General features: G+C 63.4%; 27 protein-coding genes. 14 read left to right on the top strand and 13 right to left on the bottom strand.

The annotated features are described in order from the left end of the window. Positions 1-62: 62 nt before the first annotated feature. Positions 63-1,076 carry an NAD-dependent epimerase/dehydratase family protein gene (locus BM075_RS13045; RefSeq protein WP_093361125.1) on the top strand — a complete coding sequence of 338 codons (1,014 nt, stop codon included), beginning with the start codon at positions 63-65 and terminating at the stop codon, positions 1,074-1,076. Positions 1,077-1,186: 110 nt separating this feature from the next. On the opposite strand, the gene BM075_RS13040 is transcribed toward BM075_RS13045, so the two are convergent. Both BM075_RS13040 and BM075_RS13035 read right to left on the bottom strand, forming a co-directional pair. Beyond that, complete coding sequence (locus BM075_RS13040) at positions 1,187-1,417, bottom strand: hypothetical protein (protein WP_093361124.1); 231 nt, start codon at positions 1,415-1,417, stop codon at positions 1,187-1,189. A 148-nt stretch (positions 1,418-1,565) separates the two neighbouring features. Further along, a complete protein-coding gene (locus BM075_RS13035; protein ID WP_177208342.1) occupies positions 1,566-2,234 on the bottom strand; it encodes a CAP domain-containing protein in 669 nt (222 codons plus the stop codon). A 160-nt stretch (positions 2,235-2,394) separates the two neighbouring features. Here BM075_RS13035 and BM075_RS13030 point away from each other — a divergent pair, with 160 nt between their 5' ends. The 5 genes from BM075_RS13030 to BM075_RS13010 all read left to right on the top strand — a co-directional run bounded on the left by BM075_RS13030 (position 2,395) and on the right by BM075_RS13010 (position 8,649). Continuing rightward, a complete protein-coding gene (locus BM075_RS13030; RefSeq protein WP_093361122.1) occupies positions 2,395-3,699 on the top strand; it encodes a UDP-glucose dehydrogenase family protein in 1,305 nt (434 codons plus the stop codon). A 10-nt stretch (positions 3,700-3,709) separates the two neighbouring features. Next, positions 3,710-4,420 (top strand): sugar transferase, encoded by a 711-nt coding sequence (locus tag BM075_RS13025; protein ID WP_093361121.1) that lies wholly within the window; start codon positions 3,710-3,712, stop codon positions 4,418-4,420. 139 nt (positions 4,421-4,559) lie between these two features. Continuing rightward, complete coding sequence (locus BM075_RS13020; RefSeq protein ID WP_177208341.1) at positions 4,560-6,107, top strand: M10 family metallopeptidase; 1,548 nt, start codon at positions 4,560-4,562, stop codon at positions 6,105-6,107. A gap of 104 nt (positions 6,108-6,211) precedes the next feature. Next, a complete protein-coding gene (locus BM075_RS13015; RefSeq protein ID WP_245758840.1) occupies positions 6,212-7,363 on the top strand; it encodes a polysaccharide biosynthesis/export family protein in 1,152 nt (383 codons plus the stop codon). 248 nt (positions 7,364-7,611) lie between these two features. Further along, complete coding sequence (locus tag BM075_RS13010; protein WP_281244949.1) at positions 7,612-8,649, top strand: glycosyltransferase; 1,038 nt, start codon at positions 7,612-7,614, stop codon at positions 8,647-8,649. Between the two features lie 69 nt (positions 8,650-8,718). Here the strand turns inward: BM075_RS13010 and glf are convergent, their stop codons facing one another. Continuing rightward, positions 8,719-9,864: a UDP-galactopyranose mutase gene (glf, locus tag BM075_RS13005; protein ID WP_281244948.1), complete on the bottom strand. Its 1,146-nt coding sequence runs from the start codon at positions 9,862-9,864 to the stop codon at positions 8,719-8,721. Between the two features lie 59 nt (positions 9,865-9,923). Continuing rightward, positions 9,924-10,751 (bottom strand): ABC transporter permease, encoded by an 828-nt coding sequence (locus BM075_RS13000; RefSeq protein ID WP_093361118.1) that lies wholly within the window; start codon positions 10,749-10,751, stop codon positions 9,924-9,926. 124 nt (positions 10,752-10,875) lie between these two features. Here BM075_RS13000 and BM075_RS12995 point away from each other — a divergent pair, with 124 nt between their 5' ends. The 3 genes from BM075_RS12995 to BM075_RS12985 are packed head-to-tail and all read left to right on the top strand — an operon-like array spanning position 10,876 to position 14,069. Continuing rightward, positions 10,876-12,411 (top strand): KpsE/RkpR family capsule polysaccharide export protein, encoded by a 1,536-nt coding sequence (locus BM075_RS12995; RefSeq protein WP_245758837.1) that lies wholly within the window; start codon positions 10,876-10,878, stop codon positions 12,409-12,411. Positions 12,412-12,421: 10 nt separating this feature from the next. Beyond that, a complete protein-coding gene (locus BM075_RS12990) occupies positions 12,422-13,102 on the top strand; it encodes an ABC transporter ATP-binding protein (protein WP_093361117.1) in 681 nt (226 codons plus the stop codon). Continuing rightward, on the top strand, positions 13,083-14,069 hold the full coding sequence (locus BM075_RS12985) for an NAD-dependent epimerase/dehydratase family protein (RefSeq protein WP_093361116.1): 987 nt from the start codon (positions 13,083-13,085) through the stop codon (positions 14,067-14,069). Before BM075_RS12990 ends, BM075_RS12985 begins: the two co-directional genes overlap by 20 nt. Positions 14,070-14,091: 22 nt before the next feature. Here the strand turns inward: BM075_RS12985 and glpK are convergent, their stop codons facing one another. From glpK to BM075_RS12970, 3 genes are all read right to left on the bottom strand, one after another. Next, the gene (gene glpK / locus BM075_RS12980) at positions 14,092-15,582 is read right to left on the bottom strand and encodes a glycerol kinase GlpK (protein ID WP_093361115.1); all 1,491 of its coding nucleotides are present in this window, start codon (positions 15,580-15,582) and stop codon (positions 14,092-14,094) included. A gap of 155 nt (positions 15,583-15,737) precedes the next feature. Next, positions 15,738-16,442 (bottom strand): winged helix-turn-helix domain-containing protein, encoded by a 705-nt coding sequence (locus BM075_RS12975; protein ID WP_093361114.1) that lies wholly within the window; start codon positions 16,440-16,442, stop codon positions 15,738-15,740. After that, the gene (locus BM075_RS12970; RefSeq protein WP_093361113.1) at positions 16,414-16,707 is read right to left on the bottom strand and encodes a hypothetical protein; all 294 of its coding nucleotides are present in this window, start codon (positions 16,705-16,707) and stop codon (positions 16,414-16,416) included. Before BM075_RS12970 ends, BM075_RS12975 begins: the two co-directional genes overlap by 29 nt. 175 nt (positions 16,708-16,882) lie before the next feature. Between BM075_RS12970 and BM075_RS12965 the strand changes: the two genes are divergently transcribed. The 3 genes from BM075_RS12965 (at position 16,883) to BM075_RS12955 (ending at position 19,425) form a co-directional block, all read left to right on the top strand. Next, positions 16,883-17,443 carry a hypothetical protein gene (locus BM075_RS12965; protein WP_093361112.1) on the top strand — a complete coding sequence of 187 codons (561 nt, stop codon included), beginning with the start codon at positions 16,883-16,885 and terminating at the stop codon, positions 17,441-17,443. A gap of 146 nt (positions 17,444-17,589) precedes the next feature. Then, a complete protein-coding gene (locus BM075_RS12960) occupies positions 17,590-18,219 on the top strand; it encodes a ribonuclease HII (protein WP_093361111.1) in 630 nt (209 codons plus the stop codon). Between the two features lie 93 nt (positions 18,220-18,312). Next, positions 18,313-19,425: a site-specific DNA-methyltransferase gene (locus BM075_RS12955; protein WP_093361110.1), complete on the top strand. Its 1,113-nt coding sequence runs from the start codon at positions 18,313-18,315 to the stop codon at positions 19,423-19,425. A gap of 194 nt (positions 19,426-19,619) precedes the next feature. Here the strand turns inward: BM075_RS12955 and BM075_RS12950 are convergent, their stop codons facing one another. After that, positions 19,620-20,648: an A/G-specific adenine glycosylase gene (locus BM075_RS12950; RefSeq protein WP_093361109.1), complete on the bottom strand. Its 1,029-nt coding sequence runs from the start codon at positions 20,646-20,648 to the stop codon at positions 19,620-19,622. Between the two features lie 133 nt (positions 20,649-20,781). On the opposite strand from BM075_RS12950, the gene BM075_RS12945 reads away from it, so the two are divergent. After that, positions 20,782-21,327 (top strand): DUF721 domain-containing protein, encoded by a 546-nt coding sequence (locus BM075_RS12945; protein WP_093361108.1) that lies wholly within the window; start codon positions 20,782-20,784, stop codon positions 21,325-21,327. Then, on the top strand, positions 21,324-22,001 hold the full coding sequence (locus tag BM075_RS12940) for a DsbA family protein (RefSeq protein ID WP_093361107.1): 678 nt from the start codon (positions 21,324-21,326) through the stop codon (positions 21,999-22,001). Before BM075_RS12945 ends, BM075_RS12940 begins: the two co-directional genes overlap by 4 nt. Positions 22,002-22,009: 8 nt before the next feature. On the opposite strand, the gene lpxK is transcribed toward BM075_RS12940, so the two are convergent. The 5 genes from lpxK to BM075_RS12915 all read right to left on the bottom strand — a co-directional run bounded on the left by lpxK (position 22,010) and on the right by BM075_RS12915 (position 26,857). After that, positions 22,010-22,999, bottom strand: a complete 990-nt coding sequence (gene lpxK / locus BM075_RS12935) for a tetraacyldisaccharide 4'-kinase (RefSeq protein ID WP_093361106.1) — start codon at positions 22,997-22,999, stop codon at positions 22,010-22,012. Next, positions 22,999-24,261 (bottom strand): 3-deoxy-D-manno-octulosonic acid transferase, encoded by a 1,263-nt coding sequence (locus BM075_RS12930; protein WP_177208340.1) that lies wholly within the window; start codon positions 24,259-24,261, stop codon positions 22,999-23,001. The genes lpxK and BM075_RS12930 overlap by 1 nt, the downstream gene beginning before the upstream one ends. Before the next feature lie 10 nt (positions 24,262-24,271). Beyond that, positions 24,272-24,514, bottom strand: coding sequence for a DUF4170 domain-containing protein (locus tag BM075_RS12925; protein WP_093361104.1), 243 nt, complete (start codon positions 24,512-24,514; stop codon positions 24,272-24,274). Positions 24,515-24,744: 230 nt separating this feature from the next. Then, a complete protein-coding gene (locus tag BM075_RS12920) occupies positions 24,745-25,524 on the bottom strand; it encodes an inositol monophosphatase family protein (protein ID WP_093361103.1) in 780 nt (259 codons plus the stop codon). Continuing rightward, positions 25,511-26,857, bottom strand: coding sequence for a TldD/PmbA family protein (locus tag BM075_RS12915; protein ID WP_093361102.1), 1,347 nt, complete (start codon positions 26,855-26,857; stop codon positions 25,511-25,513). The genes BM075_RS12920 and BM075_RS12915 overlap by 14 nt, the downstream gene beginning before the upstream one ends. Between the last annotated feature and the right edge of the window lie 136 nt (positions 26,858-26,993).

The following is a 26,993-nucleotide window of genomic DNA, read 5'->3' as shown; positions in this document are numbered from 1 at the left end:
ACTTTTCATCGTTGCCCGCTCTGCTAAGGGTGGGATTGGGTACCGTAGTGCAGGAGGTTGCCATGCCACGGACAGCGCTCGTTACCGGCTCTGCCGGGTTCATCGGATTCCATCTGTGTCGTCGGCTGCTGTCCGACGGCTGGCGAGTTCTCGGTCTGGATGCGATGACCGACTACTACGACGTGTCGCTCAAGCGCCGACGGTTGGAGATCCTCCAAGGGTTCGACACCTACAAAACGATCGAGGCACGTCTGGAAACGCCCGGCGTGTTGTCGGACCTTATGGCGGCGGAGAAGCCGGAGATCGTCGTGCACCTCGCGGCGCAAGCCGGCGTCCGCTACTCGCTGGAGGCGCCGCGCTCCTATGTCGAAAGCAACCTCGTCGGAACGTTTGAATTGTTGGAAGCCGCCCGCGCGCATCCCCCGGCGCACATGCTGATGGCGTCCACGTCGTCGGTCTACGGTGCCAATACCGAGATGCCCTACGCCGAGACGGACAAGGTGGATACGCAGATGTCGTTCTACGCGGCCACCAAAAAGGCCAACGAGGCGATGGCGCACTCCTACTCGCACCTCTTCGGCCTGCCGATCACGATGTTCCGGTTCTTTACCGTCTATGGCCCTTGGGGCCGCCCGGACATGGCGCTGTTCAAGTTCGTCAAAGCCATCCGGGAAGGGCGTCCGATCGACGTCTACAATCACGGCCGGATGAAACGGGACTTCACCTATGTCGAAGACCTGGTCGAGGGCATGGTGCGCCTGGTCGACGCAACCCCACCGCGCCCCGATTCGCGCAACGAACTGGTGGGCGGTGACAGCTTGTCGCCAGTCGCGCCGTGGCGCGTCGTGAACATTGGGCTGTCAAAGCCGGTTGAACTCGGTGATTTCATTGCCGCGATCGAAGCGGCCATGGGGCAGGACGCACAGAAGAATTACATGGACATCCAGCCGGGGGATGTTCCGGCAACCTGGGCAGATACGCGGTTGCTTACGGCATTGGTCGGCGACTTGCCTGCAACGTCGCTTGAGGATGGCGTTTCCGCATTCGTGCGCTGGTACGAAGAGAACTATTCCTAGGCAGCGGTTCGACCGATTTCCGCGCACGGCACTGCACATCGAGAATGAAAAACGGCCAACCTCGCGAGAGGCTGGCCGTCTTTAAAGACTGTCGCTCAGTCGAGCGTATCTTAGTTCGTGCCGTCCGAATCGTCGTCGTCGTCGTCGTCGTCGGAGGCCAGAATGGCGATCAGAGCGGCGCCACCAAGCAGGGCGGCGGCGGCACCGTAGCCACCAAGGCTGCCGACCGGCTCTTCAACAACGAAGGGCGCGGGCTCGATCACGGGCTCTTCATAGCCGCCGGCGAAAGACGGAGCGGCCATGGCCACGATCATCGCGGACGACAAGAGAATCTTCTGCATAACAATGACTCCTGTAGCGCAGACCGAGCGTCATGCTCGGCATTCTTCGTCAACATGGCATAATCGAGGGGAAAGGCAAGCGTCGACTTGCGAACTGTTTGAGCAAAATCTCGCATCGTCGCAGACCGTTGCACGAATGCCCATCTCGTTAACCGGCGAAGTTCTGGGTGATGTATATATTGCCGCAATTGCGGCCGCGGGCATCGTAGCTGGCGCCGGTGCCCGTCATGCGAGCGCGGCCGTCCATCAGATTCCGCCGGTGTGCAGACGAATTGTACCAAAGCCGCGCCACGTATCGCGCCAGGCTACTATAGGTGTGCCGGCCGATTCGATTGCCATTCGCCGTCGCGAAGCTGCAGCTCTCCGCATTTTTGATTTGAAAGCGCCCGACCTCGTCGAGGCGATAGAGTGAAACCTTGGCGATGTTCTCGGAGCCCATGCGCCGCACGAGGCCGGTGGAGACCACGCGTTGCTGCGGCGTCCGGCGGCCGCTCTGGTTCGATGTGTGGGTCAATGTGCCGGCTCGTGCCATCCAGCGCGCATGGCCAGCGGCGACCTTCTGCAACCCTGCGGGGGCCGCCAGTCGCGACAATCCCTTGCGGCAGCGCAAATAATTGACCTCCGCCACAATTGCGGCATTCAAGCGTGCCTGATCGATCCTGCCGGGATCGACCGGCTGATTACCACCGCTGATCGCCGGCCGCGCGCACCCGCCGGCAGCCTCGGCCGTCGTGGCAGGCAGCGAAACCGCCGCGGCGACTGCAAGCGCGATCACGCCCAATCGTGCATTTCCAAGGATTCCACTGATCTTCAGCATCCGTATCGACCTCCGGCGTTGCTGTTGCAACTTCCTAACGGCGCCGAACAAAATTGGACCTCTCACGAACTCCTTCTGGAGTTGACGCAGCGCCACGTTGACAGATGCTTTTCGATGGCTCATTCGCGTGGCCACAATTTAGCGCAACAGAGGCGTAAAGATGAAAATTGCCATGATTGGCACCGGCTACGTGGGGCTTGTTTCCGGTGTGTGTTTCTCTGACTTTGGTCACGAAGTCGTTTGCGTTGATAAGAACCCTGCCAAGATCGAGATGCTCGAGCGTGGCGAGGTCCCGATATACGAACCCGGACTTGACGATCTGATGGCGCGGAACGTCGCCGCCGGGCGCCTTTCTTTTACCGGCAATCTCGCTCAAGCGGTAGAGGGGGCCGAGGCAGTTTTTATCGCCGTCGGCACACCTACGCGCAGAGGCGACGGGCATGCCGACCTTTCCTACGTTTTTGCGGCCGCCGAGGAGCTGGCCGCATGCGTTGACGACGGGACCGTGATCGTCACTAAATCGACCGTTCCGGTGGGCACCAACCGCAAGGTTGCCGAGATCGTCTCCAAGGCGAACCCGTCGCTGGATTTCATCGTCGCCTCCAACCCCGAGTTCCTGCGCGAGGGCGCGGCCATCGACGATTTCATGCGGCCGGACAGGGTGGTTGTGGGGGTAACCTGTGATCGCGCCCGCGACGTGATGGGAGAGATCTACCGCCCGCTGTTCCTGCGCGACTTCCCCATCGTCTACACCGACCTCGAGTCTGCCGAGATGATCAAGTACGCCGCCAACGCGTTTCTGGCGACCAAGATTACTTTCATCAACGAAATAGCGGCCCTGTGCGAGCGCACGGGCGCCGATGTGAAGTCCGTTTCCAAGGGCATGGGGCTCGACGGGCGGGTCGGCAACAAGTTCTTGCACGCCGGCCCCGGCTACGGCGGTTCGTGCTTTCCCAAGGACACCAGCGCGCTTGCACGCATTGGTCAGGATCACGCCGCCCCCCTTCAGATCGTGGAGACCGTCATCAAGGTGAATGACGAGGTCAAGCGCCGGATGGTGGAGAAGCTGCGCGACCTTTGTGACGGCAGCTTCAATGGCAAGACGATCGCCGTGTTGGGCGTGACCTTCAAACCCAACACCGACGACATGCGCGATGCGCCGTCCCTGACTATCGTGCCGGCGCTTCTGGGAAGCGGGGCGAAGGTGCGGGTCGTCGATCCCCAGGGGCGTCGCGAAGGTGAACGCCTTTTGCCCGGCGTCACATGGGTGGAGGACCCGTACGAGGCCGCTACCGATGCGGATGCGCTGGTCATTTTGACGGAATGGAACGAATTCCGCGCGCTTGACCTTGGCCGGATCGCTGGCAACATGTCTCGTGCGCGCCTCGCCGATCTACGCAACATCTATTCCGCCGAGGATGCCGAGGCGGCCGGTTTCGAGGAGTACGTGGCGGTTGGTCGTTAACGTCGATCCAATGTCCGAACGTCGTCATGCGGGAGTGGTGCGCCAGCGCGAGATCTACTCGCGCGTTCCGCCGCAGAAGCGGGCGTTCGATATCGGTCTGTGCCTCCTGCTGCTGATCCCCGCCCTGCCGGTGATCGCTGCGATCTGGACCGCGGTCCGCCTGAACGACGGTCCGCCTGCGTTCTATAAGGCGCGGCGGATGAAGGCCCCTCGCAAGCGGTTCACCTTGTGGAAGTTCCGTACCATGGCGCATCGCCGCGGGCCGGAAATGGGCGTTTCGGGGGGCGACAAGCGGCATCGCATCACCACGATCGGGCGAAAGCTGCGCAGCTCCCGTCTCGACGAGTTGCCGCAACTCTTCAACGTCCTGACGGGCGACATGTCCTTCGTCGGTCCTCGCCCACCCGCGCGGCGCTACGTGCGGATGTTTCCGGAGCTCTATTCCGAGGTCCTTAAGTGCCGCACTGGCATCACCGGCCTCGCGACGGTGATGTTCCATGCTCACGAGGAGTGGCTGCTGCGGAGCTGCAAGTCAGCCAAGGAGACGGAGGCCGTCTATATAAGGCGGTGCGTGCCGCGAAAGGCGCGCCTGGACCTGATCTACCGGGACAACTGGTCGATTGGCCTGGACCTTTACTTGCTCTACCTGACAGCCGGAAAGTTCCTTCCGCTCCCGGGCAAACGCCTCAAACGCCTGAAAGCCAAGTCCCGGCGTCGTTGACTGCCACGATTGTGCCTGCCTTATATCGCGATGTCGCCGCGTCCGCGTGCTTCCGTCGTGCTGAGAACGTCGACGCACGCGGGAGGGGATGTTCCGCCCGCCGGCGCATTTTGGCACGCGTCCAGGAGGCCCAGTGGGGATGTCCCAATTTCATTCCAGGTTCGATCTGGTGGCCGGGGCTTGGCAACAAGCCGGATGGCGCGCGCGATTTGATCTTTTGAGCGACCATACCGACAGTGCCACCGTGGCGAGCGGGACGACTGGCGCTTTCCTGCCGACTTACTCCATTGGCAAGATCGCGGATGTGCTCTTGCACGGCACATGGAACACCCACGGCGGCGACACTTGGAAGTTCGACCTCAATCTTGACAGAACCCCGCGGAAAGCCCTGACGGTCGACTACAGCGGCCTCAACGATGCTGGCGAGTGGTTTGCCAAGAAGGCCCTTGCAGCATGGACGGCGGCCACCGGCATCCGCTTCGAAAGCGTGTCGTCGGGCAGTGGGGCTCAGATCGAGATCGATGACGAGCGAAGCGGCGCCACAACCTCCAAGTGGGCCTGGAGCACTGGCGAGATCGATAGCGCGAGCATCAATATCTCGAAGGACTGGATCAAGGGCGACGAGTACACCTACGACGCCTATTCCCTTCGGACATACATCCATGAAATCGGCCATGCGCTCGGTCTCGGGCATCCTGCCGACTATGGATCCACGCTGAATGACGGCGACAACTTCGGAACCGATGCGACCTTTGCCAACGACAGCTGGCAGACTACGGTCATGTCTTACTATTCGCAGAGGGAGAACACCGCGACGGATGCAACACATGCCTATGTGCTGACTCCGCAAATGGCCGACGTTCTCGCAATCCAGCAACTTTACGGCACCACCGACAGTCTTCGCCTCGGCAAGACAACCTACGGCGTTGGCTCGACGGCGGGCGATTTCTACGACGTCCTCGAAAAGAACTGGAAAACGATGGCCTTCACCATCGTGGATGATGGTGGCAACGACACGATCGACTTTTCCAATACCGGTCGGGATCAGGTCGTCGATCTGTCGCCGGGCGCGTTCTCCAGTGTCGGCGCGCGCGTTGGCAACATGGGCATCGCCGTGGGCACGATCATCGAGAACTTCAAATCCGGCAGCGGTGACGATTTGATCTGGGGAAACCGTGTGTCCAACTCCCTGACGGGCGGCGGCGGGACGGACCGCATCAATGGCGCTGGCGGCTCTGACAAACTGTTGGGCGGCAACGGGCAGGATACGTTGCGCGGCCAGGCGGGGAACGACCGGCTGGTGGGTGGCGCGGACGCCGATGCGCTTTTGGGCGGCGGTGGCCGGGACGTGCTCCTGGGCGGTGGCGGTCGCGATACGCTTAAGGGTCAGAATGGGGCCGATGTGCTCGTTGGCGGCGCAGGCCGGGATATTCTGATCGGCGGAGCGGGGAGTGACACATTCGTCTTCGACAGAGGCGCGGGCCGCGATGTCATTCGGGACTGGTCCGATGGCGAGGACCGGGTGGACTTGAAGGATTGGCACCTCTCATCGTTCCGCGAAGCAATGTCACTTGCAACGCCGGTCAACGACGGCATCGCCCTGGGCTTCGGAGACGGCGATACCCTTACCATTCGAGGTCTCAGCCTGGAGACCTTCTCGCCGGGTGACGTGCTGCTTGATGCTTGAGGTCAACCTCGGCGAGGTCGCGCGCATGGCTCGCATAGGGCGCTTCGTCACGGGGAGCCAGAGGTTGACCACGCTCCTCGGCTGACGGTATCTGTGCCCGGGGGATGCAGGCCTGCCAGCCTGCCTTGCAAAAAATTGAACGATCTGGGGGACACATGCGCAACCTGGTCCGGGCCTTTGCGGCCGTCCTATTGCTTGGGGCCTGTGCATTGCCCCGCGGTGCGCCCATCGAATCCGAAATCCTTGCGAACCGCGGCAACGAGAATCCGGATTTCGCGATTTACGAAGTCACCCGCGCGAACCTCAATGCGATCTCTCACTGGCCCGCCACCGACAATGTGCGCACGTTCGGTTGGATTCCGCAGCAGCGCGGCCAGGCCGACATCATTATCCAGCCGTTTGACAAGCTCGATCTCTCGATCTGGGACAGCGAGGAGAATTCGCTCATGGCGTCGCCGGGGCAGAAGCTCGTCGACATAGGGAACTTGCGCGTTACGTCGAACGGTCAGATCTTCGTGCCTTACATCGGTTACATCAACGTGGCCGGGCAAACGCCCGATGGCGCCCGCCGCATGATCGAACGCGAAATGCTGGCCATCGTGCCGTCTGCCCAGGTGCAGCTCAACGTGATGCCCGGCTCGCGCGGCTCGGTCAGTCTCGTGGGGGGCGTAAGCCGGCCGGGTGCGGTGCCTTTGCCGGAAGGCAACTTTACCGTCTTGGGCCTGATCAGCCAGGGTGGCGGCCCGGAAAAGGAACTGCGCAACCCGCAAGTGCGCTTGATACGAGGCAACACGACCTATGGCACGTCGCTCCAGACCCTGTACGAGAACCCGTCACAGGACACCGTCTTGCGCGGCGGCGATAAGGTCGCGCTGGTGAACGACGAACGCTACTTCCGTGCGCTCGGTGCCAGCGGTGAGCAGAAGATCATCTATTTCTCCGAGGACAAGCTCTCCACCCTCGACGCAATGTCGCTCGTCGGAGGCCTCGCGCCAAACAGGGCAAACCCCCAGGGCGTCCTGATCCTGCGAGAGTACCCGGCTTCGGCGGTGCGGGGAGACGGCACGGGTCCGAACAATTCGTGGGTGGTCTTCACGGTCGATCTGACCAGCGGCGACGGGCTGTTCAGCGCCGGTCGTTTCCCGATCCATTCGGGCGACACGGTGCTGGCGACGGAGTCCCCGGTCAATGCGGCGCGAACCGTCTTTGGTCTGGCGGGTACTCTGATCGGGTTCTCAAATCAGTTCCCCGAATAAACCGTGATGTACAAACCATAATCGGGCGGTTTTATGCCGACCTGCGGTTGCAATCCCTTTTGACAAGTGGTCGCATTCCTGCGAGCAAGTCGTTGCAGACAAACCGGTCAGGGTTAGCGTTTCTCGCGATTCAATTCCGGCTGTTCGCTTGCGGTGTTCGGTGGGTTTACTGACAGAATCGTTTGGTTGAAGCAGAGGGCGGGGGATCTGTGCTCCAGTTTTATCGAAGTGCTGAGGATATCTCGGCAATCGCATCACCTGTCGCCGACACCTACGTTTCCCATCTCGGACGGGCAAGCGGGAGTACCGCGGTAAAACCTGTCCGTCTGGCTGCTGTTGTGGTCACCTACAACCGCCTCCACCAGATGAAGCGAACTTTGACGCGCTTGCTGAATGAGCCCTGCGACAAGATCATCATCATCGACAACGGGTCCACCGACGGGACGAAGGATTGGCTTCGTACGCTTAAGGACCCTCGTATTCGCGCAATAATGGCGCCCGGCAATCTGGGCGGTGCGGGCGGCTTCGAACTTGGTCTTCGCAAGGCGGTCGAACTCGACGATCCGGACTGGATGGTCATCATGGACGACGACGCCCGCCCGGAGCCCGGTTGCTTTGACGCTTTCCTCGAAAGCGACTTGACGGAATGGGACGCAGTATCGGCCGCTGTCTACCTCAAAGACGGCCGCATCTGCGAGATGAATCGGCCGACGATCAATCCCTTCTGGCATCTTCCGACGTTCTGCCGGACCGCAATGAAGTCCCTGTTCGGTAAATCGCGCGGAGGCTTCCACATTCCCGACGAGGCCTACAACGGGTCCCCGCAGGAGATCGACGCGACCTCTTTTGTGGGGCTTTTCCTGTCCCGCGAGACGATCGCCAAGGCCGGCTATCCCGATGGCAGCCTGTTCATCTATGGCGACGATGTGCTTTACACGCTCGGGCTCAGGAAGCAGGGCATGCGGATCGGCTTTGTTCCGGAACTCCGCTTCGAGCACGACTTCAACCGCGTCTATAACGGCAACGCCAGCCTCTACAATCCGATCTGGAAGGCCTACTACACGGCGCGCAACGGACTTCTTGTGTACCGTTTCGCTGCCGGAATGATGTTCTGGCCCGCCTTCTTCTTCATCCTTTTCAAATGGATCGCAGCCGGCCGCCGTTATGGCGAGATTCGCGGCACCTACTACCGGATGGTTTGGCACGGCGTGAAGGACGGCCTGGTCGGAAAACGCAGCCGCCCCCATAGCGAGATCACCTCGCTGGCGGCCCGCGCGGACGCCTGATCCCGGAATTCTACTGACAGCCGAGAAGCGGCGCGGGGCCTTCCCGCTCCGCATGTGTGCGTCCTCCTCTTAAAGCGGCGGCTTGGAAAATGCCGGCATTTGCGTGCCGTCGGCTGCGTGCTTCAGGAATGCGCGGCCAGTATCCAGCGCCTCGCGTATCGTCACGTCCATGTCGAGGTAGCGGTACGTTCCGAGCCGACCGACGAAGGTGACTCCACCCTCTTGGTTGGCGTGCTCGACGTAGCGGCCGAGCATCTCCATCTCTCCCATCAGCCGGATCGGGTAATAGGGAATGTCGTCAGCGCCGCAGGCGCGAGAGTACTCCCGGTAGCAGACAGTGCCTTCGTGGTCCTCCCACGGTGCGAAATGCTTGTGCTCGGTAATCCGGGTATAAGGCACGTCCGGGTCGCCGTAGTTCATGACGGCGCAGCCCTGGTAGTCCCCGATTTCGGTGAACTTCTCGAAGTCCAGAGTCCGGTAGCCGAGGCGACCGAGCGCGTAGTCGAAATAGCCGTCCAGCGGGCCTGAATAGAACACGTGGTCGAACCTCTCCGCCATCTCGCGTGAGAAGCGCTGGCCAAGCCGGAGGTCGATCCCCGGGTGGTCCAGAATGCGCTCCACCATCGCGGTGTAGCCGTCCTGTGGCATGCCCTTGAACTGGTGAAAGAAGTAGTGGTCGTCGTAATTGAAGCGCACCGGCAGTCGCTTGAGGATCGAGGCCGGAAGGTCCGTGGGCGATACGCCCCACTGCTTCATGGTGTAGCCCTTGAGGAACGCCTCGTAGAGGTCCGGTCCAACAAAGCGCAGCGCCTGCTCTTCGAAGGTTTGCGGGGTTTCGATCGACGTGTCGGCGATTTCCGCGATGTGCGCGCGGGCCTCGTCTGGCCGCATGGTCTTCCCATAATACTGGTTGATCGTGTGCAGGTTGATCGGCAGCGAGAAAACCTGACCCTGGCTCGTCGTCTTGACCCGGTGATTGTAGGGCAAGAAGGTCTCGAAACGGTTCACATACTCCCAGACCTCGGCATCGTCGGTGTGGAATATGTGGGGACCGTAGATGTGTACCAAAACGCCGGTCTCCGCATCCCGCTCGGTGTGGCAATTGCCTGCAACGTGATCCCGCTCGTCGAGGATCGTCACCTTGTGGCCCGCTTCGGCCATCATGCGCCCGATCACTGCGCCGGAAAGGCCCGCGCCGACCATAAGCAGGTTCAGTTCAGTCATCGTGTCGTGTCTTTCCTATGTGGTCACCTGGGACTGGCCGCCGGATTGGGTCAGCGGTTCAGGATGTATCGGTGGTACCTGTGCAACAGCACGAGTCCCAGCACAAGGCACACCAGCCCGAAAGCCAGCACATAGAGGGGCGAAGCATACCTGGCATCGTAAGTCGCGTAAAAGCCGCGTCGCATGAGGCCGTTGATGTGAACCAACGGGTTGTATGCTACAATATGTTGATATTGCCAAGGAACTTCTTCGAAGATGTAGAGCACACAGGAAATCAGCAGCAGTGGCCGTGTCAGGATACCCCAGGCGGAGGTCCACAATGGGGAAATCGAGAATAGGAAACAGTTCAAGGTGCCGATCCCAAGCCCGAGAAAGCCAGCGAGACCAAGGGACATGCCGATCGCCTCGACATTTCGGATCGTCGAAAGGTGAAAGATGAAATGGATGCCAGACATGATGATGAAAAACACCATCACATGGGTGAGAACGTTAAGCAAAAAACGCGCGAGCAAGGCATCAGTGTACTGAACACCGGGATACTGCAGAAGCGAGCGAGAGTACTTAAGCGAGGAGGCGACCTTGTTGGAGGTCGACATGGCAAGCGAGAACGGGAGAAACCCGGTTGCGTAGAACAGCGGGAAATTTGAACCAAGCGAGGGAATACGGATCTTGAGACCCACGGAAATCACGAAGGTGAACATCGCGATGGCACCGACAGGCTCCAGGATCGCCCAGATGTACCCGCCCGGACTGCGTCCGTAGGTTGTCTGCATTTCCCGCATCATGAGCGCCACGATGGTGCGTCCGGTCTTGAAGGGGCGGGGCCTGGATACGGGCTTCAGGACGGTCGGTTGGATTTCTGGGGTGGTGTCTGTCATTCGGTGTATGATGGCGCCACTGGATAATGTCGCGCGGACTATGTAGGAAGAAGCGGGAGTCTTCCATGACTTTTGTGGTTTGCAGGATCGGACCTTGAGGAAAAACAAAGCAGCCGGGCCTCGCATGGCCAAGGCAACCACGCCTGAGAACGATACCGAACCGTCTGGAAACGTGGAGCACGGGTCCCAACCGGGCAACGTGGAGATGTTGCGCAGGGAGCACCCCACATTCGCTCCCGGGAGCGCAGATGACGAGACTGGGATCGAGACGAAAGAGGGCGCCTTTCTGGAGCGCCGTGAACGCCGGCGCGCGCGGCGCGAGGCGCGGCAGGCTGATGCCGGTGCGAAAAACGCGCCGATGGCAGGTCCGGGCGTCGAAGCGCTCCTTCGCGAGGAAGCGACGGACGAGGCCACCCCAAAGGGCCGCGAAACCGCTCCGGCAAAGGGTGGCGAGGGCAGGAACCGCCGCAAGCGGGCGAAGACCTCAAAGCTGAACGTCTCTCCCCGCAAGGCAGGCGACCCAGCGTTCCCTGTAATGCCGCCCGCGTCCGCCGCGCGGCGCAAGTCCCGCCACATCGGCCTTATGGTCAGTTTCGTTCTGGTGGTGTTCGTGCCACTTGCCGTCGCGGGGTGGTACCTTTATACCCGTGCGGCGGATCAATACGCCTCCAGCATGGGCTTCTCGGTTCGAAAGGAGGACTCCACCTCGGCCTCCGAAATGATCGGTGGGATCATTGATTTCGGCGGCGGCGGCACCTCCGACGCCGACATTCTGTACGAATACATCCAGAGCCAGGCCTTGGTGGAGAAGATTGACCAGCGGATCGACCTCCGTGCGATTTATTCCAAGCCGGAAAACGACTGGTATTTTTCGCTCGCGCCTGACGCGCCCATCGAGGATGTGGTGCGGTACTGGCGGCGCATGGTCACGATTTATTACGATGGCGGGTCCGGCCTGATAGAAACGCGCGTGCTCGCCTTTACGCCCGAGGACGCGCAAGTTGTCTCCCAGGCCATTATGGATGAGAGCTCAGCCACAATTAACCAACTTACCAGCATCGCGCGAAACGACGCTACGAAGTATGCCCGCAACGATCTCAAGCAGGCGGAAGAGCGGTTGAAGGAAACGCGGGCCAATCTTACGCAATTCCGCGCGCGTACGCAGATCGTCGATCCAGCCATCGACGTGCAAGGGCAGATGGGCCTGCTGACGACCTTGCAGCAACAACTCGCCGCGGCCCTGATCGAGTTGGACCTTCTGCGCGACAACACCCGCGATGGGGACCCGCGTATCCGGCAGGCCGAGCAGCGGATCGATGTCATCCGCAAGCGCATTGCAGAGGAACGTAGTAAGTTCGGGGTCGGCGATACCGGCGAGGGCAATCAGGCGTATGTCTCGCTTGTCGGCGAATACGAAACCCTGAGTGTCGACCGCGAGTTCGCGGAAAAGACATACCTCGCGGCCCAGGCGAACTATGACGCCGCGCTGGCGGAGGCGCAGCGGCAGACCCGCTATCTCGCCGCCTATACCATGCCGACGCTGGCCGAGAGTTCACAGTATCCCCAAAGGGCGGTGCTACTGGCGGTTTTAGGTCTCTTCGCGCTCGGCGCCTGGTCTGTCGGGGCGTTGATCTACTACAGCATTCGGGACCGCCGTTAGGACCGGCCCGGTGATCAGACTGACGAACCTGAGCAAGACGTTCAACACCGCCGGCACCTCCAAGGTGGTGCTGGACAACGTTAACGCGGTCTTTCCAACGGGCCAGAGCGTCGCTTTGGTGGGGAGGAACGGGGCCGGCAAATCCAGCCTGATGAAAATCATCGCCGGCACCATGGCCGCCGACAGCGGCACCGTCAGTTCGGACGGCACCGTCTCGTGGCCGGTCGGCTTTGCAGGGAGCTTCCACGGGGAACTGACCGGCGCGCAGAACATCCGCTTCATTGCGCGCGTCTACGGCGTGGACACCGACGAACTTCTGGAATTCGTCGCCCAGTTTGCCGAACTGGGTGAGCATTTCCACATGCCCGTGCGCACGTATTCGTCGGGGATGCGCGCTCGGTTGGCATTCGGGTTGTCCATGGGCGTGGATTTCGACACCTACCTTGTTGACGAGAGCACCGCGGTGGGGGATGCGTCCTTCCGTGCGAAGAGCAAGGAGTACTTTCTCGATCGCCTGTCGAAGAGCAGCGCCATCGTTGTCAGTCACGGCATGAAGCTTTTGCGCCAAATCTGCACGTCAGGGGCGGTTTTGGAAAACGGAAAGCTCGTTTATTACGACAACGTCGAAGATGCCATTGCGCACCACGAATACAACATGAACAGTAGTGAAGATGACGAGGACGAAGTCTGACACCCGAGCCGACCCCCAGAGGTTTCTTGTCACCGGCGGCTGCGGGTTCGTCGGCGCCGCACTCTGCCATCATCTCGAGGCCAGCGGCGTCGAGATCGTCGTTCTCGACAACTTGTCGTCCGGCGATCCGGCTCGCCTGCCTCCGACCGCGGAACTGATCACAGGCGACATTTGCGACCGAAGGGCGATAGATAAGGCCCTCCAGGGGGTGACCGGCGTTTTTCATCTCGCAGCGATTTCGTCGGTCGAGCTCTGCACGACCCACCGCGCAGAAGCGAGCCGGACAAATCTCCAGGGTACGGTTACGCTGCTTGAGGCCACCGGCGACCTGCCTGTTGTCTTCACTTCGTCGGCAGCGGTCTATGGCGAGCAGGTGGACCTACCCGTAAGGGAGGACGCGGTTCCCGCGCCGATCTCGTCCTACGCCATCGACAAGCTGGGCAGCGAGCGTCACATGAAGGAGGCGGCCGACCTGTGGGGTGCGCGCTGCATCGCCGTGCGGCCGTTCAACATCTTCGGCCCGGGCCAGTCGCCCAATTCCCCCTATTCCGGCGTCCTGACGCGGTTCGTGGAGGGCGCGCGGAACGGTGCGCCGCTGACTGTAAACGGGGACGGCGGGCAGACCCGCGATTTCATTCACGTGGGCGAGGTGGCAGAAGCGCTCTTCGCGGCAATGAAGGCCGCCGTCAATTCAAAGCCGGGCATGTATTCGGTGCTGAACATATGCTCGGGGGAGGCGATCTCCATCCTTGATCTGGCCCGACTGGTGAACCGCGAAGCCGGGTCCCAGGTGCCGATCGCTTTTGGGCCGACCCGCCTCGGCGATATTCGCCATTCGGCAGGTGATCCAAGGCGGGCTGAAAAGGAAATCGGTTTCCGCGCCACCATGCCCCTCCAGACAGGGATCGCGGAAATGCTCGCCGAGCGACCCGCGCCGGGGCCGGTGCGCCGCAGCGCTACCTTCTGAGGCGGGCCGGGTCTCCGTCCGCTCAGGCCGCCGAAATCGCCGCCTGGACCGCCCGCTTCCAGGCCTCGTACCGCGTGTCCCGCTCCTCGGTCGCCATCGCTGGCTCGAAGCGACGCTCTTGGGACCAGCGCTCTGCGAATTCCTCCCGCGCGGGATAGAGCCCTGCCTCCATCCCAGCCAGCCAGGCCGCGCCGAGCGCAGTTGTCTCCAGAATCTCGGGGCGGTCCACCGGTGCGCCAATGATATCGGCCAGGAACTGCATCGCCCAATCGCTCGCGGTCATCCCGCCGTCGACTCGCAAGACGGCGTCCGGCTCGTCGGTCGGCCAATCGGCTCGCATCGCTTCCAGCAGGTCCCGGGTCTGGTAGCCGACGCTCTCCAGGGCGGCCTTTGCAAGTTCCGCCGGTCCGGAATTGCGCGACAGCCCGAAGATCGCACCGCGGCAGTCGGCGTTCCAGTAGGGCGCCCCCAAGCCGGTAAAGGCGGGCACAAGGATTACGTTCTGCGTCGGGTCCGCCTTTTCCGCCAGATCCTGGCTCTCGGGCGCGGCGCTGATGATCTTCAGCCCGTCCCGCAGCCACTGCACCACCGCCCCGGCGACGAAGATAGAGCCCTCGAGCGCATAGGTCGGCTTGCCGTCGAACTGGTAGGCGATGGTTGTAAGCAGGCGATTCTTGGACGCAACCGGGGTGTCGCCGGTATTGAGAAGCGCAAAGCACCCAGTCCCGTAGGTCGATTTCATCATGCCGGGCTGGAAACATGCCTGCCCGATGGTGGCCGCTTGCTGGTCACCCGCAACGCCCAATATCGGGATCGCCTCCCCGAAGATCTCCGGATCGGTCTCGCCGAAATCAGCGGCGCAGTCGCGCACGTCGGGCAGCATCTCCACTGGAATGTCGAGAAGCTCGCACATGAGCCGGCTCCATCCACCTCGGTGAATGTTGTAGAGCAATGTGCGGGAGGCATTGGTTACGTCCGTCGCATGCACCTTGCCGCCGGTCAGGCGCCAGATCAGGAAGCAGTCCACTGTGCCGAACAGCAGCTCTCCGGCCTTGGCCCGATCCCGGGCTCCCGGTACAGTGTCCAGCAGCCATTTGAGCTTCGTGGCCGAAAAGTAAGGGTCCAGCAGCAAGCCGGTCTTATCCGTCACGTCGGGCTCGTGACCCGCGGCACGCAACTCCTCGCAGATCGGTGCGGTTCGGCGGTCCTGCCAGACGATGGCATTGTGGATCACCTCGCCCGTCTCGCGATCCCAGACCAGCGTCGTTTCCCGTTGGTTGGTGATGCCGATCGCCACGACGTCGGAGGCCTTTAACTCACATTGCCCGATAATCTCGCGGCACGTCCGTAGCACCGAATTCCAGATGTCCTCCGGGTCGTGCTCCACCCAGCCCGAGGCGGGGTAGATCTGGGGGTATTCCTCCTGAGCGACGGACATGATCTTCATGTCCTTGTCGAAGAGTATCGCGCGGCTCGACGTGGTTCCCTGGTCGATGGCGAGGATGTGGGTCATGGCCTGCCCCTGTTCTCGTATCTTGCAGCGCCAGGACGGCGCTCTCCTCCGATGACCGCAAGACTGGCACGATCATTGGCCCGGAGGAAAGCCTGTTCGTTCAGGGACCTAAGGCTGACATCGCTTCCGGCGGGGCGACTGGCCGCGCCGACGGCTCAGATCATACGGATCACATCCTTATTGATCGCCAGCACATACCCCTTTCGAGCGATGTTGCGCACCAGCAGCGCGCTGACCATCTGGTTGCCGAGGGAATCACGCAGCCGCTTGATTCGCGTGGCTCCCGCAGCCTCTTCGCATTCCTCCGGCGCACGGCCCTGGATCATCGCCTCCAACTCGGCACCGGTGAGAACTTCCTCGTCCATCCGTGCCTCCGCCAGAACGGCGAGCGTTTCGATGGCGGCCTCGGTAAGCTTGAATTCCATGTTGTTGATGAAGACCAGCCGCTCCTCGCGGCTGATGATCAGGTCCGTCACCTGGATGCCCTGCCGCTCGATCTCCCCCATCCGCCGGTTCAGCGCCACGATCATCACCAGCAGAACAAGGGCGGCGATCAACAGCGCGGTGGCCAGCACCAGCAGAACGAAGATGATCTGCCGGTAGCTCTGCAACACGTCGGCGAAGGAGGTTCCGCTTTCCGCAAGGATTTCCAGAAGCTTGATCTCGGCCCCGGATGTCAGGTCGTCATTCGCAACGAAGATCCGCTCCACCCGGGAGTTGAAGGCACCGGCATCTGGCAGGCTCCAAAACAATAGGCCCGCCGTCAGCACGAGGATGCCCACGATGGCGGCGATACCGAAGGCGACGACCCTGTTTCCCGCCTTCAGCGCGTCAGTAACGGAGATGGAACTTGCCGGCACTGTCTTTCCTTTTCCCCAGACCGCTTTCGTCGAACACGCCCAGAACGGTCAGAAGAGTCCAGCCATCGGACGCGATCCGCTTGGGAATCTGTCGCTCGGCGGCCGCCTTGGAGCAATCCTTGCCGCGCAGTTGGATGGTTCCATAGTGGAGCCGCAGCGGTTTGTCCCGCTTCGCCTTGTAATCGGCGTAGCAGCCGGCCTGGGCGGTGCCCGCAACGAGCGCCAGGACCATTGCCAGAGCAGGGAGAAGGGCAGGGTGTCTCATGCGGCGACATTGCGGGCAAACGCCACGATATTCAATAACCCTAATAGGTTGCGGCATTGGTTATCCGATAGCGTCCGGGTGATATTGCCTGATTTGGCGGTGAACCCAATGTTCTCCCCACACCGCCCGTGGCCCCCGCTGCCGGCCAAACGCCCGTCCAGAACAGGAAACCGCCATGTTTAAAACCATCGCCGCGACCGCCCTTTCCGCCACCCTGGCGCTCGGGACACTGGCTCCCAGACCAGCGCAGGCTTTGGAGCAGGGCGACCTAGCCAAACTGCTTGTCGGTGTCGGGATCGCGGCCGTTCTCGCGAAGTCCATCCATGATCGTCAGGAAGAGGAGAAAAAGAAAGACGACCGCAAGAACGACCGTCGCGACTGGCGTCCGAGCGAGCAGACCTACAGGTATCCCTATCCGCAAAACCAGCACCGCTCGCCGCTCATTCAGCCCTACCGACCCTGGTCCGGAGCGCCGCACACCTCGCGTGCGCCCGTTGCGAAACCGCCGCGCGTCCAGGATGTGTACCGCATCGTACCGCGGACCTGCGAGCGCACCTTCCGCTCCGATGGTAGCTACCGGGAGTTCGTGACGCGGGCCTGTCTGGAACGGTCGGGCATACGCACCGCCGGCCTTCCCACGCAATGCGAGCGAATCCTCGACATGCCCGGCGACATCCAGAACCGCAGGGCATGGAACAGCGATTGCCTTCAAAGGAACGGCTACCGAATTCGTTGAGGCGCGGGCCACGCCGGTCCCCCACCCGGCGATACCTGCGGGCAGGGCGCGAGCCAATCTTGCGCCGCGCCGGAATGGCAGGAGGGCTTGGCCCTTCTGCCATTTTCCGTCTTGAAACCCGCGGCATCTCGGGTTGGGTAGAGGGCATGAGTCCCCATCTCGCCTTCGAACAGGCCGCCTGGGCCCGTGGTGCCCGCTTCGTCGTCGGTATGGACGAAGTCGGACGCGGCCCGCTGGCCGGCCCGGTAACGGCCGCAGCCGTGGTGCTGGACCGCACCTGCATTCCCGATGGACTGGACGACAGCAAGAAGCTCTCGGCAAAACGCCGGATGTCCCTTGCGCAGCAAATTCACCAGACCGCGCAGGTCGCCATCGTTCATGTCGGCGTGGAGGAGATCGAGCGCCTCAACATCCTTCACGCCTCGCAACTCGCCATGGCCCGGGCGTTGTCGCTTCTCGCCCAAGAGCCGGACTTTGCACTGGTGGACGGCAACCGGCTCCCCCCCGACTTGCCCTGCGCCGCGCAAACGGTCGTCGGGGGCGATGCGCTCTGTTTGTCAATCGCCGCCGCGTCGATCGTGGCCAAGGTGGCGCGCGATAGCCTCATGGTGGATTTGGCGCAACAACACCCTGGCTACGGCTGGGAACGGAACGCGGGATACCCGACGCCGGAACACAAGCTGGCACTTCAAAATCTTGGGATCACCCCACACCATAGGCGTTCTTTCGCCCCCGTGCGCAATATCTTGTATCAAGTCAAAACGCCAAGTGCTTGATTCAATAAAGAATTTGACGGCGAATCACCTTTGACTCATTCTGTCCACAACGTCGGACGTCGGGGCGAACCCGGTGCTGTGACAGAGGCAGACATGACGAAAACGAAGACCCAGGCAGCGGCGCGAACGCTGCCCCTTAACACGATCCTTGCCGGTGACTGCGTCGAGGAGATGCGAAAGCTCCCCGAAGGGTCCGTTGACCTGATCTTTGCCGACCCGCCGTACAACTTGCAGCTCAAGGGCACGCTGCACCGGCCGGACAATTCCATGGTCGATGCCGTGGATGATGCTTGGGACAGCTTCGCCTCCTTCGCTGCCTACGACGCCTTCACCGAAAGCTGGCTGGCCGAGGCGCGCCGGCTGCTGAAGCCCGACGGCGCGATCTGGGTGATTGGCTCCTACCACAACATCTTCCGCGTGGGTGCCAAGATGCAGGACGCGGGGTTCTGGATCCTGAACGACGTCGTGTGGCGCAAGGCGAACCCCATGCCGAATTTCCGCGGCAAGCGGCTGACCAACGCCCACGAGACGATGATCTGGGCCGGCAAGTCCGAAACCAGCAAGTACACCTTCAACTACGAGGCGCTGAAGGCTCTCAACGAGGGTGTGCAGATGCGCTCGGACTGGGTCCTGCCAATTTGCAACGGCGGCGAACGGCTCAAGGACGCCAACGGCGATAAGGCCCATCCGACGCAGAAGCCCGAGAGCCTGTTGCACCGTGTTCTGATCGGCACGTCCAACCCGGGCGACGTCGTGCTGGATCCGTTCTTCGGCACCGGCACCACCGGCGCGGTCGCCAAGATGCTGGGGCGCGACTTTATCGGGATCGAGCGGGAGCCGTCCTACCGAAAGGTCGCCGAGGCCCGCATCGCCACGGTCCGGCGTCTGGAAAAGGAAGCGCTGCAGGTCTCGACCTCTCGCCGCGCCGAGCCGCGCGTTCCCTTCGGCCAACTGGTCGAGCGCGGGATGTTGCGGCCGGGGGAAATCCTCACTTCTGCCAACGGCAAAGCGGCCAAGATCCGCGCCGACGGCACCCTGATCGCCGACGAAACCCGCGGGTCGATCCACCAGGTTGGGGCTGCGCTCGAAGGCGCCCCCTCCTGCAACGGCTGGACCTACTGGCACTTCCGGCGCGACGGAAAGCCGGTGCCGATCGACGTCCTCCGCCAGCAGATTCGCGCCGAAATGCGCGCCCGCCCCAGCTGACATTCAAGTAACCGCCGGTGCCTGTGGCCTGACACAGTTGGCACCCACCTGGCCCCGCCTTGTCAAAAGGCGGGGCATATTTTTTCCTGTTCTCCCGATTTCTTGTGTCCAAAAATATCCCGGGGGGGGGGGGGGGCGGCTCGCCGCGCCGGGGGCAGAGCCCCCTCCCGCTTCATGGCACCCGTGCGCCACCGTCAGAGGTGCGTCAGCGCAGGCCCGGCAATTGCCCAGACCTTTCGCATCACGGTCGGCAGGGAGGACGGGCGGAAGTCTCGCGCCGGGACGAACGTACCGCGCTCCGGTCGGCAATCGAGATCGACGCTCGCGACCTCTACAGCCAGCCTCAGGTGAAAATGGGTGAAGGTATGGCGCACGTCCCCGCCGAGCACCGTCCATTCCGCAGCGACTGGTGGCGCTGCTTCCGGCGACTCCCCCCAGTCCGAACCCGGCCAGCCCAGCATTCCTCCCAACAGGCCGCGCTCCGGCCGGGTTTCCAGCAACAACGCCCCGTCGCTCCGGCGGGCCACGTAGGCGATGCCAAGGCGGACGGGCTTTGGTTTCTTTTCGGCTTTCCTGGGCAAGTCCGCGGCGCGGCCAGTGGCACGGGCCGCGCACGAGGCCATGAGCGGGCAAATGCCGCAGGCGGGAGACCTCGGCGTACAGATCGTGGCCCCGAGGTCCATCATCGCCTGTGCGTGATCTCCGGGTCGCGCCTGCGGCGTCAGCAGACCGGCCAGGCGTGTCAACTCCGGCTTTGCCTTCGGCAACGGCGTGTCCACATCGAACAGCCGCGCCACCACCCGCTCAACGTTGCCGTCTACCACAGTCTCCGGCCGGTCGAACGCGATGGCCGCGATCGCGGCGGCCGTATAGGGACCGATGCCGGGAAGGGCCAGCAGCCCCTCGCGCGTTTCCGGGAACCGTCCTCCGAGGTCATTGGCCACGACCCGGGCACACTGGAGCAGGTTGCGCGCGCGCGCATAGTACCCAAGTCCCGCCCACTCGGCCATCACCTGCGCGTCCTCCGCCGCCGCCAGCGAACGCACATCTGGCCAGATCTCAGTGAAGCGGCGAAACTTCTCCCGCACCGCAGCTACCGTCGTCTGCTGCAACATCACTTCGCTGAGCCAGACCCGGTAGGGATCGGGGCGCACGCCCGCACGGCGGTCGGCCGGGCCCACGCGCCACGGCAGACCCCGTGCATGGCCATCGTACCAGTCCATCAGATCGGCGCCCGCCGGTTGTACCCATTCGTCACGCAATCTTTATGCCCCCGGTCATCGCCCCTCTGGCCCCCAGCGGACCAGTCGCTAAGATAGGCGCAACGTGAGCAGAAGTCAGGCGTCGGAGCAGGCAATGTCCCCGCGACCAGCAGATCCAAGCAAGCCCAGGCGCCGGATGCGCGGGTTCGAGCGAACCTCGGGCCTCCTCACTCAGCGAGTTCGCCGGGCAACGGAGTCCCGCGGCTTTTCGGAGACGCGCGTCCTGACGCACTGGGCGGAGATCGTCGGCCAGGAGATTGCCGCAATCGCCCGCCCGGTGTCGGTGAATTATGGCCGTGGTAGTTTCGGCGCCACGCTGACTGTCCTCACCACCGGTGCAAATGCGCCCATGTTGCAGATGCAAGAACCCAGGCTGCGGGAAAAGGTGAATGCCGTCTACGGCTACGCCGCGATCTCGCGCATTCGTTTCACCCAGACCGCGCCCACCGGCTTTGCCGAGGGCCAGGCGCAGTTTGCCCCCCCACCGCCCCCCGCGCCGCGCGCGCCGAATGCTGCATGCCGCAGACGGGCGGAAGATCTCGCCGGCGAAGTATGCGACGACAGCCTGCGCAAGGCCCTCGCCAGCCTGGGGGCATTGGTCCTGAACAAAAGCAAAAGACAATCGGAGACACCCGAATGAAGCGTTATCTGACCCTGACGGCCGCAGGTGCTATGGCCGCCGCCGGAATCGGCTACTGGATGAGCACCACGGCGACCGGCCCTGCCGAGGCGCTTGTTCCGGCGGCCCACGCTGCCGAAACCGAAACCGAAAACGCGCCGGCACCGGCCCCCGCCGAAATCGTCGAGATGTCCCTCGGCAATCCGGACGCCAAGGTGGAGGTGATCGAGTACGGCTCCTTCACCTGCGGTCACTGCGCCAACTTCGAGAAGACCGTGTTCCCCGAGTTGAAGGAAAACTACATCGATTCCGGCAAGATCCACTTCATCTTCCGCGACGTCTACTTCGACCGCTACGGCCTTTGGGCCAGCATGGTCGCCCGCTGCGATCCCCTTCGGTACTGGGGAATTCAGAGCCTTGTCTTTGAGGACATCAGCGGCTGGGCTGGCGGCGAACCGGCCGAAGTGGCGGACAACCTTCGCAAGATTGGCCGGAAGGCGGGGCTGTCGGACGAGACGGTCAACGCTTGCCTGCAGGACGCTGGCAAGGCGCAGTCGCTGGTGGATTGGTACGAGGCCAACGCGAAGGAGCATGGCATCGATTCCACGCCGAGCTTCATCGTGAATGGCGAGAAATACAGCAACATGAGCTACGAAGAGTTCTCGAAGCTGCTCGACGACGCGCTCGCAGAGTGACGTGAGCGTCAGCGCAGGGCGGAGAGCAGCGTGTCCAGCTGTGCCCAGTCGTCCAGCTCCAGTCGAACGGGCAAGCTGAGGACATTTCTCCTGAAGGACGCCGGCATCCGCACGGCGTCCTTTTCTGTTGTCACGAGCTGCGCCCCGAGCGCCTTCGCCTCGCTTTCCAGTCGTGTGAGCAGGGCTGGCGTGTAGGCCTGGTGATCGTCCAGCGCTTCGGCGCGCCTGATATCCGCCCCGAGCGAGCGAAGGGTGGCGAAGAATTTCTCTGGATGTCCAATGCCGGCGAACGCAAGCGCCGCTAGCCCGTGCCAGTCCATGCCCGTCTGCAAGGGCTGAAGCGCGCCGGTTACGTGGGGCAGCCCTGCCTCCCTCAGCGTGGTGCCCCACCGCTCAACAAAACGCGCCTGCATCGCGTCCGGTCCGATGCTGAGCACGAGATCGGCGCGGGAAAGGCCCGTCGCGACCGGCTCGCGCAATGGTCCGGCCGGAATGCACCGCCCGTTGCCGAAACCGTGGGCGGCATCAACCACGACAATCGAAAGATCCTTCTCGACCGACGGGTTCTGAAACCCGTCGTCCAGCAGGATACGCCGCGCTCCGGCCGCTTGGGCGGCCCGGACCCCGGCCGCACGGTCGCGCGCGATCCAGGCCGGTGCGAAGGCCGCAATCAGGAGCGGTTCGTCACCGACCGCGTCGGCGCTGTGCTGGGTCGGGTCCACCTGAACGGGGCCCTCAAGCGTCCCGCCATGACCACGACTCACCACGTGGGTCCCGTCTCCCAGCCGCTGTGCAAGGGCGATCACCGTGGGCGTTTTGCCAGTGCCGCCAGCGTTGATGTTGCCGACGCAGATCACCGGCACGCCGGCCTGAAACCCCTCTCCACGGGCCAGTCTTCGTGCGGTGGCCCGGGCGTACAGTGCGCCGAGCGGCGCAAGCACACGGGCCTGCCAGCCCGGCGCGTCAGGCGGGCTGTCCCAGAATGACGGAGCGCGCATCAGAGTCCCCTGCCGCGCAGCGCGACGAGCACATGGTGCGTCAGCCGGTTCAGGACATCGACGCCTTCGGAGGCCGTGTCCCAGGCGTGGAGCGAAAGCGTCGCGGCCGCCTCTGGTGACAACAAGTCGATGACCGCCGGCCCGAGATCTTTGGCGCCGGAAATGCGCCGGCACGCGTCGGCCGCCGCCAGTTTTGCCAAGGCCGGCTCCTCGTTTCCACCCACGGGGCCCGCGATAATGGCCGACCCAAGCGTGGCTGGACCCATTGGGTCCTGCACATCCCCGCCCGCTATGGTGCCCCCCAGATACGTCACCGGGGCCAGCCGATAGCACAGGCCAAGTTCCTCCAGGCAATCGACGATAAAGACATCCGTGTTGTTTTCCGGATCCTCTCCAGCCTCCCTGCGCGCGACGGACCATCCGTGCGAAACAAGTTCCTCGGCCATCGCGGGACCGATGTGGTCGGCCACTGGCACCAGGATCAACAGAAGGCGATGGGCCGTGCGCAATGCTTGCGCGTGCGCCCGCAAGACGATCCCAACTTCGGGTTCGGAGGGGCAGGCTGCGAGCCACACCGGCCGCGCATGCAACTGCGCTGCCAGCGCTTCGCGTTCGGCTTCGAGGGAATGCGGTGGTTTGTGTAGTCGTTCGAGGGGACCCGTCACCTCGATCCTTGCCGGAATTGCTCCAAGCCCGCGGATTCCGTCGGAGTGCCGACTGTCGAGGGCCAGAATACGATCGAACAGGCCGAACATGGTCCGCTGCACGTTTCGCGCTCGGCCGCCGACAGCGTCCGGAGCGACGGCATCCTGAAGGAAGAGCGGGATGTTTCGCCCTGCCGTTCGACCCAGAAGGATCGGGCTATCCACTGTTCCAAGCCAAATTGACACGTCCGGAGACCAATGATCCAGGAAACGTTGAACCGGGCGGTCCGCCTCGAGGGGCGGGTGCTGGCTGATCATCGTTCCGGTCGCGCTGCCTGTGACCGCCTCCGGCAGTGCGTCCGTGGTGAGCAGGATATGCACCTCGTCCAGCTCCTGCTCCAGCAAGTCCTGAAGCGAGAGCAGGGCCAAGGGATCGGTTCCGAGCGGTGCATGGACCCAGAGCAGAATTCCCTGCGGACGCGCGACGTCACTTCGCCCCAATCGTTCGCGGGCCTCCTGCCCGACCGGCCCGTCGCGCAGCGCTTCCGCCGCGAGCCTCCGCGCCAGCGCGGGCGAACGAAGCCGGGCGCGGAGACGAGGGATCGTCAGCGCGTCCAAGGCCGGCCGCTCAGCCGAGTTCTTCGGTGGAAGAGGCCTCCTGCTCTTCGTCCCGCAGCCGGTGAATGTGGGCGATGAAATATCGCATGTGGGCATTGTCCACCGTCTTTTGCGCGTTCTCCTTCCAGGCGTCATGCGCGGTGGCGTAGTCGGGGAACATGCCGACGATATGAATGTCGTCGACATTCTTGAACGCGTTTTTCGACGGGTCGACTAGCTCGCCGCCAAAGACGAGATGCAGGCGCTGCGCCATTGAATCCTCCAGTCCTGTGGGCCGTTTCGCGGCACCCTATCGGGTCGGGGCGATCCGTCAAGCACGTAAGGGGTGCCGCTCTCACCGCCCCGGCGGCATGGTCGCGACCGCCGCGCCGCAGGCGCGGCTCGGCCCAACGCTTTCCGGCGCCCGTCAGGGCGTCTGAAAGGGGCGGGAGGGCTCCCTTCTATCTCCCATGAACCGTCCGACCGTAATGCGCCTGCTGCGGCTCAGGGGTTCAGCAGGTCCACAAGGGCGGTGTGCACCGCCGGGGTCGCGCAGACGACGCCGGCAGCGTGGCGAAGCGGCGAGTTAAAAGCGATCGGAAGCCCCGCCCGGTCCGAAACCCGAGCCCCCGCTTCTTCGGCAATGAGGCTGCCGGCGGCGATGTCCCATTCCCAACTGTTCCGGAGGGTCAACATCCCGTCGAATCGGCCCTGTCCTACAAGGCTCAATCGATAGGCTAGAGATGAGCGGAAATGCCGCTTTATGTCCGGCAGGCCGCCGGGCCAGTGCTCCTGCTTCAGTGCCGGGGCTGCGGCGAGGATGTCGGCCCCCTGCAACGTCTGCCGTGCGCTCGCCTGAAGCAGACGGCCGTTGAGCGCCGCCCCCTGGCCCCGTTCCGCCGTGAACAGCCGCTGGAGCATGGGCAGATAGACCACCGCCGCAATAACCCGCCCCTGCTCCGCCACCGCGAGCGAATGGGCCCACGTCCGGTGCCCTTCGGTGAACGCGCGGGTGCCGTCGATCGGGTCGATGACGAACGTCACCGGGCGGGCCAGCCGCGAGTCGGCGTCGTCCTCGCTTTCTTCGGACATCCAGCCGTAATCGGGCCGCGCCGACGTCAGACGGTCCCTAAGCATGCGGTCGACCGCAAGGTCCGCCTCCGTCACCGGACCTTGGCCGGCCTCCTTTTCCCACACGGCCTGCTCGGTTCGAAAATGCCGGCACGCGATCTCCGCGGCTGCGACGGCCGCGTCGATCAGGAGTTGAAGGTCACTCCCCGGCAAGCGTGAGTCCTTCCACCAGGAGCGAGGGGACGACGCGCGACACGTGGGGCCGCGCGTCGTTGGCGGGAATCAGGCGGGTCAGCATCTCGCGGAGATTGCCGGCGATGGTACATTCGTTGACCGGCCAGGCGATCTCGCCGTTTTCCACCCAAAACCCTGACGCGCCACGTGAATAGTCGCCAGTGGTGGGATTGATCGTGGCGCCGATCATCGAGGTCACGACGAGCCCGCGCCCCATTTGCACGATCAGGTCGTCTCGGCTCGCCTCGCCCTGCGTCAGGGCGATGTTCGAAGCCGACGGAGACGGCGGGGCAGAGGGGCCGCGGGTGGCGTTCGCCGTGCTCTCCAGACCCAGTTTGCGGGCCGTGGAGAGGTCCAGCACCCACCCTTGGAGCACCCCGTCGCGGACGATGTCGCGCTCAGCCGTCGGCAGTCCCTCGGCGTCGAACAGCCGGGAGGCGGGCCCGCGCCGCCGCCGCGGTTGCTCGGTGAGCGACAGGCCCTTGGGGAGCACCGGCCCGCCCATCGCATCCCGCAGCCAGGAGGCGCCCCGGACGATGGAGGAGCCGTTGATCGCAACGAGCAGATGCCCGATCAACGATGCCGCAACGCGTTCGTCGAAAAGCACCGGGAAGGCGCCGGTGGGTGGTTTTCGCGCTCCCGCGCGGGCCAGCGTACGCTCGGAAGCGATACGGCCCACCTCTTCGGGCGTCGGCAGGTCGGACCTGTGCGTCCGGCTCTCGCCGTAATAGTCGCGCTCCATCTTCGTACCCTCGCCGGTGATCGCCACGGCATAGAGGGCTGAATCGGTGCGGGAATATCCGCCGGAAAAGCCGCCGGAGGTGGCCAGGTGCACCCGCCTTCGGCCGTAGCCTGCGGAGGCGGAGTCCACCCGGCTGATCCCGTCCACCGCGAGCGCGGCCGCCTCGGCTTCGCGCGCCGCGCGCTCCATGTGGGCGGGCAGCGGCTCACCCTCTGGGTCGTCCATGTCGAGCACGCTGCAGTCCGTGTCCCGGGCCAGAGCCTCCGCCGGTGCAAGCCCCACGCCGGGATCTTCGGGCGCCTCGCGGGCCATCGCTACGGCCCGATCCGCCATTTCTGCCAGCGTTTCCGGGGTGATCGAGGAGGAGGAGACACAGGCTTGGCGCCGACCGAGGATCGCCCGCAGGCCGATGTCGATGCCCTCCGAACGCTCTGCCTGTTCCAGCGCGCCCCCGCGCACGTCGATGCTGATCGAGGTGCCTGCGATGGCGATGGCGTCAGCGGCCTCCGCGCCGGCCTTGCGGGCGGCATCGAGAAGGGCGTCGGTGAGCTGATCGAGCGGTTGGTCCATCGGCGGGCATCCTTTCTGGCGACGTTGTCAGCAGCTAGGGGCGAACGCCGCGCGACGCAAGATGGCAGGTGCCGCGCTCCGGTTGAACAGCACCGTGCGCTGCGCATATCTACGCACGCACACCCATCTGATTGCA

This window comes from Tropicimonas isoalkanivorans (assembly GCF_900112335.1).
Taxonomy (GTDB): domain Bacteria; phylum Pseudomonadota; class Alphaproteobacteria; order Rhodobacterales; family Rhodobacteraceae; genus Tropicimonas; species Tropicimonas isoalkanivorans.
This window is presented reverse-complemented; position numbering and strand designations above follow the sequence as displayed.

Coding starts and splice junctions, on each gene's coding strand:
- BM075_RS13045 (WP_093361125.1), top strand. CDS start 63: ATGCCACGGACAGCGCTCGTTACCGGCTCTGCCGGGTTCATCGGATTC.
- BM075_RS13040 (WP_093361124.1), bottom strand. CDS start 1,417: ATGCAGAAGATTCTCTTGTCGTCCGCGATGATCGTGGCCATGGCCGCT.
- BM075_RS13035 (WP_177208342.1), bottom strand. CDS start 2,234: ATGCTGAAGATCAGTGGAATCCTTGGAAATGCACGATTGGGCGTGATC.
- BM075_RS13030 (WP_093361122.1), top strand. CDS start 2,395: ATGAAAATTGCCATGATTGGCACCGGCTACGTGGGGCTTGTTTCCGGT.
- BM075_RS13025 (WP_093361121.1), top strand. CDS start 3,710: ATGTCCGAACGTCGTCATGCGGGAGTGGTGCGCCAGCGCGAGATCTAC.
- BM075_RS13020 (WP_177208341.1), top strand. CDS start 4,560: ATGTCCCAATTTCATTCCAGGTTCGATCTGGTGGCCGGGGCTTGGCAA.
- BM075_RS13015 (WP_245758840.1), top strand. CDS start 6,212: ATGCAGGCCTGCCAGCCTGCCTTGCAAAAAATTGAACGATCTGGGGGA.
- BM075_RS13000 (WP_093361118.1), bottom strand. CDS start 10,751: ATGACAGACACCACCCCAGAAATCCAACCGACCGTCCTGAAGCCCGTA.
- BM075_RS12995 (WP_245758837.1), top strand. CDS start 10,876: ATGGCCAAGGCAACCACGCCTGAGAACGATACCGAACCGTCTGGAAAC.
- BM075_RS12985 (WP_093361116.1), top strand. CDS start 13,083: ATGACGAGGACGAAGTCTGACACCCGAGCCGACCCCCAGAGGTTTCTT.
- glpK (WP_093361115.1), bottom strand. CDS start 15,582: ATGACCCACATCCTCGCCATCGACCAGGGAACCACGTCGAGCCGCGCG.
- BM075_RS12970 (WP_093361113.1), bottom strand. CDS start 16,707: ATGAGACACCCTGCCCTTCTCCCTGCTCTGGCAATGGTCCTGGCGCTC.
- BM075_RS12965 (WP_093361112.1), top strand. CDS start 16,883: ATGTTTAAAACCATCGCCGCGACCGCCCTTTCCGCCACCCTGGCGCTC.
- BM075_RS12960 (WP_093361111.1), top strand. CDS start 17,590: ATGAGTCCCCATCTCGCCTTCGAACAGGCCGCCTGGGCCCGTGGTGCC.
- BM075_RS12955 (WP_093361110.1), top strand. CDS start 18,313: ATGACGAAAACGAAGACCCAGGCAGCGGCGCGAACGCTGCCCCTTAAC.
- BM075_RS12950 (WP_093361109.1), bottom strand. CDS start 20,648: ATGGACTGGTACGATGGCCATGCACGGGGTCTGCCGTGGCGCGTGGGC.
- BM075_RS12945 (WP_093361108.1), top strand. CDS start 20,782: ATGTCCCCGCGACCAGCAGATCCAAGCAAGCCCAGGCGCCGGATGCGC.
- BM075_RS12940 (WP_093361107.1), top strand. CDS start 21,324: ATGAAGCGTTATCTGACCCTGACGGCCGCAGGTGCTATGGCCGCCGCC.
- lpxK (WP_093361106.1), bottom strand. CDS start 22,999: ATGCGCGCTCCGTCATTCTGGGACAGCCCGCCTGACGCGCCGGGCTGG.
- BM075_RS12925 (WP_093361104.1), bottom strand. CDS start 24,514: ATGGCGCAGCGCCTGCATCTCGTCTTTGGCGGCGAGCTAGTCGACCCG.
- BM075_RS12915 (WP_093361102.1), bottom strand. CDS start 26,857: ATGGACCAACCGCTCGATCAGCTCACCGACGCCCTTCTCGATGCCGCC.